Source organism: Streptomyces sp. NPDC057486 (assembly GCF_042802415.1).
Classification (GTDB): Bacteria; Actinomycetota; Actinomycetes; order Streptomycetales; family Streptomycetaceae; genus Streptomyces; species Streptomyces yanii.
Genome location: NZ_JBHVEE010000211.1, coordinates 1 through 11,277, shown reverse-complemented (window position 1 = coordinate 11,277; position 11,277 = coordinate 1). Strand labels below are relative to the sequence as shown.

14 protein-coding genes are annotated in these 11,277 nt (G+C 69.4%); 6 read left to right on the top strand and 8 right to left on the bottom strand.

Going from position 1 to position 11,277, the window contains the following annotated elements:
- Positions 1 to 52 precede the first annotated feature (52 nt).
- The 4 genes from ACFU6I_RS45850 to ACFU6I_RS45835 all read right to left on the bottom strand — a co-directional run bounded on the left by ACFU6I_RS45850 (position 53) and on the right by ACFU6I_RS45835 (position 2,447).
- Positions 53 to 571, bottom strand: coding sequence for a SixA phosphatase family protein (locus ACFU6I_RS45850; protein ID WP_384379735.1), 519 nt, complete (start codon positions 569 to 571; stop codon positions 53 to 55).
- A gap of 74 nt (positions 572 to 645) precedes the next feature.
- Positions 646 to 852, bottom strand: a complete 207-nt coding sequence (locus ACFU6I_RS45845) for a hypothetical protein (RefSeq protein ID WP_384379732.1) — start codon at positions 850 to 852, stop codon at positions 646 to 648.
- 168 nt (positions 853 to 1,020) lie between these two features.
- On the bottom strand, positions 1,021 to 1,137 hold the full coding sequence (locus ACFU6I_RS45840) for an SGM_5486 family transporter-associated protein (protein ID WP_266987204.1): 117 nt from the start codon (positions 1,135 to 1,137) through the stop codon (positions 1,021 to 1,023).
- Positions 1,138 to 1,154: 17 nt separating this feature from the next.
- The gene (locus ACFU6I_RS45835; protein ID WP_384379729.1) at positions 1,155 to 2,447 is read right to left on the bottom strand and encodes a CynX/NimT family MFS transporter; all 1,293 of its coding nucleotides are present in this window, start codon (positions 2,445 to 2,447) and stop codon (positions 1,155 to 1,157) included.
- Positions 2,448 to 2,567: 120 nt separating this feature from the next.
- Between ACFU6I_RS45835 and ACFU6I_RS45830 the strand changes: the two genes are divergently transcribed.
- Positions 2,568 to 3,242 (top strand): FadR/GntR family transcriptional regulator, encoded by a 675-nt coding sequence (locus tag ACFU6I_RS45830; RefSeq protein WP_384379726.1) that lies wholly within the window; start codon positions 2,568 to 2,570, stop codon positions 3,240 to 3,242.
- 15 nt (positions 3,243 to 3,257) lie between these two features.
- On the opposite strand, the gene ACFU6I_RS45825 is transcribed toward ACFU6I_RS45830, so the two are convergent.
- The 3 genes from ACFU6I_RS45825 to fabG all read right to left on the bottom strand — a co-directional run bounded on the left by ACFU6I_RS45825 (position 3,258) and on the right by fabG (position 5,287).
- On the bottom strand, positions 3,258 to 3,626 hold the full coding sequence (locus tag ACFU6I_RS45825) for a hypothetical protein (RefSeq protein WP_384379723.1): 369 nt from the start codon (positions 3,624 to 3,626) through the stop codon (positions 3,258 to 3,260).
- A gap of 168 nt (positions 3,627 to 3,794) precedes the next feature.
- Positions 3,795 to 4,562 (bottom strand): enoyl-ACP reductase FabI, encoded by a 768-nt coding sequence (fabI, locus tag ACFU6I_RS45820; RefSeq protein ID WP_266987197.1) that lies wholly within the window; start codon positions 4,560 to 4,562, stop codon positions 3,795 to 3,797.
- A 5-nt stretch (positions 4,563 to 4,567) separates the two neighbouring features.
- Positions 4,568 to 5,287 carry a 3-oxoacyl-[acyl-carrier-protein] reductase gene (gene fabG / locus ACFU6I_RS45815; protein WP_384379720.1) on the bottom strand — a complete coding sequence of 240 codons (720 nt, stop codon included), beginning with the start codon at positions 5,285 to 5,287 and terminating at the stop codon, positions 4,568 to 4,570.
- Positions 5,288 to 5,525: 238 nt separating this feature from the next.
- On the opposite strand from fabG, the gene ACFU6I_RS45810 reads away from it, so the two are divergent.
- Genes ACFU6I_RS45810 through tyrS form a run of 3 tightly spaced genes read left to right on the top strand, consistent with a single transcriptional unit; the run spans position 5,526 to position 9,763 of the window.
- On the top strand, positions 5,526 to 7,049 hold the full coding sequence (locus tag ACFU6I_RS45810; RefSeq protein WP_384047327.1) for a TldD/PmbA family protein: 1,524 nt from the start codon (positions 5,526 to 5,528) through the stop codon (positions 7,047 to 7,049).
- Complete coding sequence (locus ACFU6I_RS45805) at positions 7,046 to 8,440, top strand: metallopeptidase TldD-related protein (RefSeq protein ID WP_384379717.1); 1,395 nt, start codon at positions 7,046 to 7,048, stop codon at positions 8,438 to 8,440. The genes ACFU6I_RS45810 and ACFU6I_RS45805 overlap by 4 nt, the downstream gene beginning before the upstream one ends.
- A gap of 54 nt (positions 8,441 to 8,494) precedes the next feature.
- Positions 8,495 to 9,763, top strand: a complete 1,269-nt coding sequence (gene tyrS, locus ACFU6I_RS45800; RefSeq protein WP_384379714.1) for a tyrosine--tRNA ligase — start codon at positions 8,495 to 8,497, stop codon at positions 9,761 to 9,763.
- A gap of 73 nt (positions 9,764 to 9,836) precedes the next feature.
- Here the strand turns inward: tyrS and ACFU6I_RS45795 are convergent, their stop codons facing one another.
- A complete protein-coding gene (locus ACFU6I_RS45795; protein ID WP_345513679.1) occupies positions 9,837 to 10,112 on the bottom strand; it encodes a GlsB/YeaQ/YmgE family stress response membrane protein in 276 nt (91 codons plus the stop codon).
- A 203-nt stretch (positions 10,113 to 10,315) separates the two neighbouring features.
- Here ACFU6I_RS45795 and ACFU6I_RS45790 point away from each other — a divergent pair, with 203 nt between their 5' ends.
- Both ACFU6I_RS45790 and ACFU6I_RS45785 read left to right on the top strand, forming a co-directional pair.
- Entirely contained in the window at positions 10,316 to 10,690 is a 375-nt protein-coding gene (locus tag ACFU6I_RS45790) for a DUF3099 domain-containing protein (protein WP_384379711.1), read from the top strand.
- Positions 10,691 to 10,889: 199 nt separating this feature from the next.
- On the top strand, positions 10,890 to 11,138 hold the full coding sequence (locus tag ACFU6I_RS45785; RefSeq protein WP_384379708.1) for a hypothetical protein: 249 nt from the start codon (positions 10,890 to 10,892) through the stop codon (positions 11,136 to 11,138).
- Positions 11,139 to 11,277: the final 139 nt, after the last annotated feature.

Here is an 11,277-nt window from a genome sequence, read left to right as displayed (position 1 = left end):
GATGGGCCCGGCACCTCACCCGTGCCGGGCCCATCCGCGTACGACGTCGCGATCAGTCGTTCGGCGTCCAGTACTCGATCAGCTTGCCCACGCCGTGCTCCACGCCCTTCCAGGAACCGGAGAACTCGACGACGGCGAATGCGGCGGTCGGGAATCCACCGCGGCTCATCCGGGCCAGGGTGTCGCCCTCCGCCGATGAGGAGAGCGCGTCGGCGAGGGCGTGCATCCCGGGGTTGTGGCCGATGAGGAGCAGGTTCTGCACTTCATCGGGGGTTCCGTTGAGCAGGGCGATCAGCTCGCCGAGCGAGGCATCGTAGAGCCGCTCCTCGTACACGGTCTTGGGACGCTGTGGCATCTCGTGCACCGCCAGCTTCCAGGTCTCGCGCGTCCTGGCGGCGGTCGAACAGAGGGCCAGGTCGACGACGATGCCGGAATCGACGAGTTTGCGGCCTGCCACCGGCGCATCCTTGCGGCCGCGCTCCGCGAGCGGCCGCTCGTGGTCGGAGTCCTGCGACCATTCCGCCTTTGCATGTCTGAGAAGGACGATCCTGCGAGGTGTATCGACGCTCATACACCTCAGCTTCGCATGAAATGTTCCGCCCGTCGCAGGGTGTTGAGGGGCTCCCCTGCTGCAGGTGAACGCCCTCAGAGGATCAGCAGGTCCACGATTCGCTGAAGCAACCGGCCGATCGCCGGATCGCCCGTCGCCGCGTGCGCCTCGCCGGATCCCACGATCATCAGCAGGAGGGCCGCGAAGGCCACCGAGGGGAGCGCGACGGCCCACCACGGCAGCCGGGTCTCGACCCCGGCCGACGCGGGGCGGGGGGACCGGGTGTACGTACGAGCCGACATGTCCGCCTCCGTGGGTCATCGGTTCTGATACCTGAAACCTACGGATCCGGCGGTGCCCGTCCCATCCGGTGACCCACCCACTTCACCCTGACCCTGGCCCCCTAGGGGATGGTGGTGCTAGCCCCACCGTCCCGGGCGGGAACGTGGGGCGCGGCACTCGGGCAGGTGTCAGGGAGAGGCGATCGAAGCGATCACTCCGATGATCACCGTGATCAGGAGCATCACTCCGAGCACGAGGAGAAGCTTCTTCTGACCGTTCTGGGGATTCGGATCGAGCACTGGCATGGAGCCAGTCTCGCATCTCAGCTTTCGTCCTCGATCGTCCGGTCCCGCCCGGCCAGAATTCCCGCCACCATCTGCGGCACCATGAGGCCCGCCATCAGCGCGATCGGCAGCCCCCACCCGCCGCTGTGCTGGTAGAGCACGCCGACCAGCAGCGGGCCGGGGATCGAGATCAGATAGCCGGTGGACTGGGCGAACGCCGACAGCCGGACCACTCCTGCGCCGCTCCGGGACCGCATGCCGATCATGGTGAGGGCGAGCGGGAAGGCACAGTTGGCTATGCCGAGGAGGAGCGCCCAGGCCCAGGCGCCGCCCGCCGGTGCGAGGTAGAGGCCGGCGTAGCCGATGAGGCCGCAGGTGCCGAGTACGACGACGATCGGGCCCTGGTTGCGCATCCGGGCGGCGGCCCGAGGGATGACGAAGGCGAGCGGCACGCCCATGGCCATGGTCACGGCGAGCAGCACCCCCGCCGTACCGGCGGAGACCCCGGCGTCGCGGAAGATCTGCGGCATCCAGCCCATGGTGATGTACGCCGCCGTGGCCTGGAGGCCGAAGAAGCAGGCGAGGGCCCAGGCGGTGCGGGAGCGGGTGATCCGCAGGGCCGGGACGTCCTGGTGCTGCTGGGCGGCGGGCTGTCCCTGGGCGCCGCGCCGGTCCCGTACCAGCGGGATCCAGGGCAGGACCGCCGCAGCCCCGAGCACGGCCCAGATCCCCAGACCGGCCTTCCAACTGCCGCCGAGCGCATCGGTCATGGGCACGGTGACGGCGGCGGCCAGTGAGGTGCCGAGGGCCAGAGCCATGGAGTAGAGGCCGGTCATGGAGCCGACCCGGTCCGGGAACCAGCGCTTGACGATCACCGGCATCAGGACATTGCTGACGGCGATGCCCATGAGCGCGAGGGCGCTGGCGGCGAGAAACCCGGCTGTGGAGCCGACGAGGGGCCGGATCAGCAGGCCGGCCGTGATGGCGACCATGCCGGCGCAGACGACCGCGCCGGGGCCGAAGCGGCGGGCGAGGCGCGGCGCCATGATGCCGAAGACGGCGAAGCAGAGCGGCGGTACGGAGGTGAGGACCCCGGCGACACTGCCGCTCATGTGCAGCCCGTCCCGTACCTCTTCGAGGAGGGCGCCGAGGCTGGTGATGGCGGGGCGGAGGTTGAGCGCGGTGAGGACGAGACCGACGGCGACCAGGCGGAGCAGCCAGGGGGCTGGGCCTGCGGCGGTCGGCGGGGCCGGGGCGTCCAGGGGGATGTTCGCCTCGGTGGTGTGCCTCTTCAGGGTCAGGGGCTGGCTCTGGGTCTCGTCGTCGGACATGGGGCCCATCATAGAATCATGGGATGATTGATTGTCCAATCGTCTGAGAACCTTCGGAAACCTTCGGGAAACCCCCAGACCCGAGAATCCGCAGACCCAAGGAACCGAGCAAGGAGCATCATGGCGCTGACGTCTCCGCGACGTTCGGCACTCGCCGACCAGGTGATTGCCCAGCTGAGGAATCAGATCACCTCGGGCGAGTGGCCCGTCGGTTCGCGGATTCCGACCGAACCCGAGCTGGTCGAGCAGCTCGGAGTGGCCCGCAACACCGTCCGCGAGGCGGTGCGCGCGCTCGCGCACAACGGGCTGCTGGACATCCGTCAAGGGTCGGGCACGTATGTCGTGGCCACCAGCGAACTGGCCGGGGTGATGCACCGCCGTTTCGCCTCCGCCGACCCGCGCCATGTCGCCGAGCTGCGCTCGACACTGGAGTCGTCGGCGGCCCGGCTGGCGGCCGTCCGGCGCACCGATCGGGATCTGAAGCAGTTGGACGCTCTCATGGCGCGTCGCGAGGAGACCTGGGCCGCGGGGGACGCGGAGGCGTTCGTGGCGGCGGATGCGACGCTGCATCTGGCCGTGGTCGCAGCCTCGCACAATGACGTACTGACGGGTCTCTATGCCGATCTGGCGGATCTGCTGCGCGACTATCTGCGGGTCGATGTCGGGCACGAGCTGCGGCCGGAGAACCATATGGACCATGGGCGACTGGTCGAGGCGATCCGGGCAGGTGACGCGGAGACCGCGGCCGCCGAGGCGGCGAGCCACGCACTGAGCTGTCTGGTGGAACGGAGCTGACCCGGAGGGGTGGATCTATATCCGCCGGTGGGTGACCCAGGCGGAGGCGACTTCCTTCCAGCAGCGGTCGTCGAGCCGCACCGTCCGTCCGGGTGCGACGTCGACGGGTGTGCCGTCCGCGTCGATGTCCCACCAGCGGCCGCATTCGGTGTGCAGCTGTACCCGGTCGATGGAGGGATACGGGTTGTGGCAGTAGGCGACCACCTCGGAGCCCTGGACCGTCGTACGGCATTCGGCGCCGGAGGGGTCGGGCGTGGGGCCGGCGGGTGTGGACGCTCCGGCGCCTATTCGCCCCACGACGGATATGCCGATGGGGGCGGCAAGTGCGACGGCGACGGCCGAGGCCGCCAGCAGGGCCCAGGTTCGGCGACGCGTGGGGCGCACAGCGATCACCTCCGCAGCCTGACCAAAAAAGTCCGGTTCCACCACAGTCTGCGGTGGATCGACCGTCTTTTCGACTTGAGCGGGGGAAGACCGGCCGGAGACGCACGTCGGCCGCGCACCATCCGCTAGGAAGTGGTACGCGGCCGGATCGTGCCGGATCGTACGAGGTCAGGCACCCATCATGTGCACGCCACCATCGACGTGGATGATCTCACCGGTGGTCTTCGGGAAGAAGTCCGAGAGCAGGGCGACGACACCGCGGCCGGCCGGCTCCGGGTCGGCCATGTTCCAGGACAGCGGGGAGCGGGTGTTCCACACGTCCGCCAGCTCCGAGAAGCCCGGGATGGACTTGGCCGCCATCGAGCCGATCGGTCCGGCGGAGATCAGGTTGCAGCGGATGTCGTCCTTGCCCAGGTCGCGGGCGAGGTAGCGGGAGGTGGCCTCCAGCGCGGCCTTGGCCGGGCCCATCCAGTCGTACTGCGGCCAGGCGAACTGTGCGTCGAAGGTGAGGCCGACGATCGAGCCGCCCTCGCTCATCAGCGGCTTGCAGGCCATGGCGAGCGACTTCAGCGAGAACGCCGACACGTGCATCGCGGTCGAGACCGACTCGAACGGGGTGTTCAGGAAGTTGCCGCCGAGCGCGTCCTGCGGCGCGAAGCCGATGGAGTGGACGACGCCGTCCAGCGAGCCGAGCTCCTCACGGACCAGGCCTTCGAGCCGGTCCAGGTGCTCGGTGTTGGTCACGTCCAGCTCGATGACCTTGGCGGGCTTGGGCAGCTTCTTGGCGATGCGCTCCGTCAGCGTGGGCCGGGGGAAGGCGGTCAGGATGACTTCGGCACCCTGCTCCTGGGCCACCTTGGCGGTGTGGAAGGCGATGGACGACTCCATCAGCACACCGGTGATGAGGATGCGCTTGCCGTCGAGAATTCCGATCATGGTGGTCAGTGACCCATGCCCAATCCGCCGTCAACGGGGATGACGGCTCCAGTGATGTACGACGCGTCGTCGGAAGCCAGGAAGCGCACCGCGGCGGCGATCTCCTCGGGCTGCGCGTAGCGGGCCAGCGGCACCTGGGCGACGATGCCCTTGCGCTGCTCCTCGCTGAGCGCCTGGGTCATGTCGGTATCGACAAAACCGGGCGCGACGACGTTGAAAGTGATGTTCCGCGAGCCGAGCTCACGCGCCAGCGACCGGGCGAAGCCGACCAGGCCGGCCTTGGACGCGGCGTAGTTGGCCTGCCCCGCCGAGCCGAGAAGGCCGACGACGGAGGAGATGAGGACGACGCGGCCCTTCTTGGCGCGCAGCATGCCGCGGTTGGCACGCTTGACGACCCGGAAGGTGCCGGTGAGGTTGGTGTCGAGTACGGACGTGAAGTCCTCCTCGGACATCCGCATCAGCAACTGGTCCTTGGTGATACCGGCATTGGCGACCAGCACCTCGACCGGGCCGTGCTTCTCCTCGATCTCCTTGTATGCCTGCTCCACCTGCTCGGCGTCGGTGATGTCGCACCGGACGGCCAGGACCCCGGCTTCGGTGAGGATCCGGGGCGGCTCACCCGAGCGGTACGTGATCGCGACCTTGTCGCCGTTGTCGGCGAAAGCGCGGGCGATGGCGAGGCCGATGCCCCGGTTTCCTCCGGTGACGAGAACCGAGCGGCTCAACGGATCACCCTTTCGATAGCGGTCTGGTACCTCGAAAATCTATCGGTACCGTGCGCTTTCCAAGGACTCGGCCCCTGACAGTGGCTCCCACGAGGCACTGTGGGGTTCCTACAGTGCGACAGCGGTCGGCGTCGGAACCGTCGCGGAAAAATACCGGAAAATCGGGGGCTCTTGGCGGGCCCACGCCGCATGATTCACTGCGGAGACACATCGCACAGGTCGAGAGGGGAAAGCCGACGTGCCCCATGAGGTAGATCAGTCATTCCTGGCCCTGCCGCTACGGGCCCTCGCCGACGCGGCGCTCGCCCGGGCCCGCGCGCTGGGCGCCACGCATGCGGACTTCCGTTTCGAGCGGGTGCGCAGCGCGTCCTGGCGGCTGCGGGACGCCCGGCCCTCGGGGACCTCGGACACCACCGACCTCGGGTACGCGGTGCGGGTGGTGCACGGCGGGGCGTGGGGGTTCGCGTCCGGGGTGGATCTGACCATGGACGCCGCGGCGAAGGTGGCGTCCCAGGCGGTCGCCATGGCGAAGCTCTCGGCGAAGGTGATCGCGGCGGCGGGCTCGGACGAGCGCGTGGAGCTGGCGGACGAACCGGTGCACGGTGAGCGGACCTGGGTCTCGGCATACGAGATCGACCCGTTCTCCGTACCGGACGAGGAGAAGGCGGGGCTGCTCGCCGAGTGGAGCAGCCGGCTCCTGGGCGCCGAGGGCGTCGCGCATGTGGACGCCTCGCTGATGACCGTCCACGAGAACAAGTTCTACGCGGACACGGCGGGCACCGTCACCACCCAGCAGCGGGTCCGGCTGCACCCGCAGTTCACCGCGGTCGCCGTGGACGGCACGACGGGTGAGTTCGACTCGATGCGGACCATTGCCCCTCCGGTGGGGCGCGGCTGGGAGTACCTCACCGGTACCGGCTGGGACTGGGACGCGGAGCTGGAGCGGATCCCGGGGCTGCTCGCCGAGAAGATGAGGGCTCCGAGCGTCGAGGCGGGGACGTACGACCTGGTGGTCGATCCGTCGAATCTCTGGCTGACGATCCACGAGTCGATCGGGCATGCCACCGAACTGGACCGGGCGCTGGGGTACGAGGCGGCGTACGCCGGGACGTCGTTCGCCACCTTCGACCAGTTGGGCAAGCTGGCGTACGGCTCCCCGGTGATGAATGTGACGGGCGACCGGACCGCCGAGCACGGGCTCGCGACCATCGGGTACGACGACGAGGGCGTCGAGGGCCAGTCCTGGGACCTGATCAAGGACGGGACGCTGGTCGGCTACCAGCTGGACCGGCGGATCGCGAAGCTGACGGGTCTCGGCCGGTCCAACGGCTGCGCGTACGCGGACTCGCCGAGCCATGTGCCCGTGCAGCGGATGGCGAACGTGTCGCTGCAGCCGGACCCGGGCGGCCTGTCCACCGAGGATCTGATCGGCGGGGTGGAACGCGGCATCTATGTGGTCGGCGACCGGTCCTGGTCGATCGACATGCAGCGCTACAACTTCCAGTTCACCGGACAGCGGTTCTTCCGCATCGAGAACGGCAAGCTGGCCGGACAGCTGCGCGACGTCGCGTACCAGGCGACGACGACGGACTTCTGGGGCTCGATGGAGAAGGTCGGCGGCCCGCAGACGTACGTCCTGGGCGGCGCCTTCAACTGCGGCAAGGCCCAGCCGGGCCAGGTCGCGGCCGTCTCGCACGGCTGCCCCTCCGCCCTCTTCCGAGGCGTGAACATCCTCAACACGACGCAGGAGGCGGGCCGATGAGCCGCATCAGCAAGCCGTACGAGATCGTCGAGCGCGCGCTCGAACTGTCCACCGCCGACGGCTGTGTCGTCATCGCCGACGAGGAGTCCTCCGCCAATCTGCGCTGGGCGGCCAACGCGCTCACCACGAACGGGGTGACCCGGGGGCGGACCCTGACCGTCATCGCGACCGTCGACGGCGCCGAGGGCGCCGCCTCCGGAGTCGTCTCACGGTCCGCCGTCACCGCCGAGGACCTGGAGCCGCTGGTGCGGGCCGCCGAGGCCGCCGCGCGTGGCGCAGGTCCGGCCGAGGACGCGCAGCCGCTGATCACCGGTGTCCCGTCGTCGCCCGATTTCACGGACGCGCCGGCCGAGACGGGTTCCGACGTCTTCGCGGAGTTCGCCCCGGCGCTCGGTGACGCCTTCGCCCGCGCCCGGGCCGGCGGCCGTGAACTGTACGGCTTCGCGCACCACCAGCTGACCTCGACATATCTGGGCACGTCGACGGGGCTGCGGCTGCGTCACGACCAGCCGAACGGCACGCTGGAGCTGAACGCCAAGTCGCCCGACCGGTCGCGATCCGCGTGGGCGGGCCGTGCCACCCGGGACTTCAAGGATGTCGACCCGGCCGAGCTGGACGCGGAGCTGGCGCAGCGGCTCGGCTGGGCGGAACGCCGTATCGAGCTGCCCGCCGGGCGGTACGAGACGCTGCTGCCGCCCACCGCCGTGGCCGATCTGCTGATCTATCAGCTGTGGTCGTCGACGGCCCGGGACGCCGCCGAGGGCCGGACGGTCTTCTCGAAGCCGGGTGGCGGCACCCGGCTCGGCGAGACGCTGTCCGAGCTTCCGCTCACGCTGCGCAGCGACCCGAACGCGCCGGGGCTCGAGTCGGCGCCGTTCGTGATCGCCCATGCGTCCGGTGACAGCGGCTCGGTCTTCGACAACGGTCTGCCGCTGTCGAGGACCGACTGGATCCGGGACGGCCGGCTGGACCGTCTGACCACCACCCGGCACACGGCGGGGCTGACCGGGCTGCCGGTCGCCCCCGCGATCGACAACCTGGTGCTCGACGGCGGTGGTGAGCGCTCTCTCGACGAGATGGTCGCGGCGACGACCGGCCGCGCCCTGCTTCTGACCTGCCTCTGGTACATCCGTGAGGTCGACCCGGCGACGCTGCTGCTGACCGGGCTGACCCGCGACGGGGTGTATCTCGTCGAGGACGGCGAGGTGGTCGGCGAGGTGAACAACTTCCGGTTCAACGAGTCGCCCGTCGACCTGCTCTCCCGGGCGTCCGAGGCCGGCCGCACCGAGAAGACGCTGCCGCGCGAGTGGGGCGACTGGTTCACCCGGGCCGCCATGCCAGCGCTGCGGATCCCGGACTTCAACATGAGCTCGGTCAGCCTCGGCGTATGACCGCAATAGACTGACCGCGGCATCAATCGGAACCGTACAAGGAGAGAAACGACCGTGACGGACATCGTCGACGAGCTGAAGTGGCGCGGGCTGTTCGCCCAGTCCACTGACGAGGACGCATTGCGTAAGGCGCTCGCGGACGGTCCCGTCACGTTCTATTGCGGCTTCGACCCCACCGCGGCGAGCCTGCACGTCGGGCACCTGGTGCAGGTGCTCACCGTGCGGCGGCTGCAGCAGGCCGGGCACCGGCCGCTCGCCCTGGTGGGCGGGGCCACCGGCCAGATCGGTGACCCCCGGCCGACGGCGGAGCGCACGCTGAACGACCCGGAGACGGTCGCGAACTGGGTGACGCGGCTGCGGTCCCAGATCGAGCCGTACCTCTCCTTCGAGGGTGCGAACGCCGCGGTCATGGTGAACAACCTGGACTGGACCGCGGGCATGTCCGCGATCGAGTTCCTGCGGGACATCGGCAAGCACTTCCGGGTCAACAAGATGCTCACCAAGGACTCGGTCGCCCGCCGGCTGGAGTCCCAGGAGGGCATCAGCTACACGGAGTTCAGCTACCAGCTGCTGCAGGGCATGGACTTCCTGGAGCTGTACCGACGGTACGGCTGCACGCTGCAGCAGGGCGGCAGCGACCAGTGGGGCAACCTCACCGCGGGCATCGACCTGATCCACCGCCTGGAGCCGGGCGCCGAGGTGCACGCGCTGGCCACCCCGCTGATGGTGAAGGCGGACGGAACCAAGTTCGGCAAGTCCGAGAGCGGGGCCGTCTGGCTGGACCCGGAGATGACGACACCGTACGCGTTCTACCAGTTCTGGCTGAACGTGGACGACCGGGACATCTCGCCGTACATGCGGATCCTCAGCTTCAAGAGCCGTACCGAGCTGGAGGAGCTGGAGGAGCTCACCCAGGAGCGCCCGCAGGCCCGGACGGCGCAGCGCGCGCTGGCGGAGGAGCTGACGACGCTGGTGCACGGCGCCGAGCAGTGCGCGGCGGTCGTCGCGGCGTCGAAGGCGCTCTTCGGCCAGGGCGAGCTGCGCGAGCTGGACGAGGCGACGCTGAGCGCCGCGCTCTCCGAGGTGCCGCACGCGCAGGTCACCGAGCTCGGCCCGCTGGTCGACCTGCTGGTGGAGGCCGGCCTGGCGCCGAGCAAGTCGGGGGCCCGCCGCACGGTCAAGGAGGGCGGGGCCTACGTGAACAACGTCAAGGTCGCGGACGGCGAGGCCGCACCGGCTCGCGAGGAACTGCTGCACGGGCGCTGGCTGGTGCTGCGCCGGGGCAAGAAAAACCTCGCTGCCATCGAGGTCATCGCCGGCTGACCGGAGACGGAAGCACCGTGTGGCCGGGCACGCGACATGCGCGCCCGGCCGCACTGTGTGCAAGCGTGCCGGATCAGGCCTTCTGTCTGGTGCCGCGCATCGACGTCCAGAGCATGTCGCCGACACCGACGACGACCACGGCGCCGATCAGCTGCAGCAGGTGGCGCGTCCAGTCGATGCCCTTGGTCTCGTTGACGCCGATCCAGGTAGCGACGGAATTGCCGAGGACGCTGCCGATCATGCCGAAGATGATCGTCAGCCAGAGTGGGATGTTCTGCTTGCCCGGCAGGATCGCTTTGGCGATCAGACCGAGGACCAGACCTACGATGATTGCCCACAACCAGCCCATGTCGCCTCCTCATGCGGCGCGCTGTCGTGCATGTGCGCCCAGTCTGGGCCCATCGACGGCACTCCGCATGTCGGACACTTCCGCCCGTGCCACGAGGGTGCGGTTATCCATGGATACGGCGTGCCCCGGTCTCGAGCCCCTCGGATGCCGGGCGTACCGTGGGAGCGGCCCGCGGAGGGCCCGGGGAAGGGTGGTGGAACGTGATGCGGAAGCGGAGCGGGGCGGAGGTCTTCCGGATCACGGGAGCACGGCAGAGCCTCGCGGACGATGTGCGCGGCAGGCAGCGCCGCTATGTGATCTCGATGTCCGTACGGACGGTCTCGGTGATCCTGGCCGCAGTGCTGTGGAACATCGAGAGGCCTGTGGCCATCGTGGCTCTCGTCCTGGGTGCGCTGCTTCCGTACGTCGCCGTCGTCATCGCCAACGCGGGCCGGGAGACACCTCCTTCGCTGCCCTCGACCTTCGTTCCGCCGCCCGCGCGGCCGATGCTCGACGCCGCCCCGGTGGCCGGTCCCGCGGAACCCGGACCGGCGGCCGACCGGGCCGGCGGTGGGGCGGAGCCGCATGAGCACAGTTGAGCGCACGGCATGCCGAAGTCCCGAGAAAACCTTCAGATCAATCATGCAGTTCAGGTGCACCGCACCCGGGTCCGCGTGACATACTGCCTACGCGCTCCGCATCCCCCGTCGGAGCGACAGACCGACGCCGGGCAGCTCCCCCCGTGGCTGCTCGGCGTCGTTTTTTCTCCCGCTCTCGCAGGGCCCTAGGGTTGAGCCCGTGAACTCCCCCGAACATGCCGCCGAGAGCGCTGCCACCGCGCCGATCTGTTCCGCCAAGGGCTGCCGTACGGCCGCCGTATGGGTGCTGGCCTGGAACAATCCGAAGCTGCACACCCCCGAGCGCCGCAAGACCTGGCTGGCCTGCGACGAGCACCGGGAGCACCTCTCCTCGTTCCTGGGGGTACGAGGTTTCCTGAAGGATGTCGTGACGCTGACGGAGTGGGAGTCCTCGGCCGAGGGGCGCTGAGAGCCGAGTACGTCTGGGGCGTGTGTCGGAAGTCCCGCCCTAGTTGTACTGACCCGTGAGGTTGGGGACGCGGCTGGCGGGTGGTTGACCCTTGAGCGCGGTGTGTCCGCGGTGGTGATTGTAGGTGTGCAGCCAGGCC

Bases quoted from the DNA above. Each gene is read 5' to 3' on its own strand.
- ACFU6I_RS45850 (WP_384379735.1), bottom strand. From the start codon at position 571: ATGAGCGTCGATACACCTCGCAGGATCGTCCTTCTCAGACATGCAAAG.
- ACFU6I_RS45845 (WP_384379732.1), bottom strand. From the start codon at position 852: ATGTCGGCTCGTACGTACACCCGGTCCCCCCGCCCCGCGTCGGCCGGG.
- ACFU6I_RS45840 (WP_266987204.1), bottom strand. From the start codon at position 1,137: ATGCCAGTGCTCGATCCGAATCCCCAGAACGGTCAGAAGAAGCTTCTC.
- ACFU6I_RS45835 (WP_384379729.1), bottom strand. From the start codon at position 2,447: ATGTCCGACGACGAGACCCAGAGCCAGCCCCTGACCCTGAAGAGGCAC.
- ACFU6I_RS45830 (WP_384379726.1), top strand. From the start codon at position 2,568: ATGGCGCTGACGTCTCCGCGACGTTCGGCACTCGCCGACCAGGTGATT.
- fabI (WP_266987197.1), bottom strand. From the start codon at position 4,562: ATGATCGGAATTCTCGACGGCAAGCGCATCCTCATCACCGGTGTGCTG.
- ACFU6I_RS45805 (WP_384379717.1), top strand. From the start codon at position 7,046: ATGAGCCGCATCAGCAAGCCGTACGAGATCGTCGAGCGCGCGCTCGAA.
- ACFU6I_RS45795 (WP_345513679.1), bottom strand. From the start codon at position 10,112: ATGGGCTGGTTGTGGGCAATCATCGTAGGTCTGGTCCTCGGTCTGATC.
- ACFU6I_RS45790 (WP_384379711.1), top strand. From the start codon at position 10,316: ATGCGGAAGCGGAGCGGGGCGGAGGTCTTCCGGATCACGGGAGCACGG.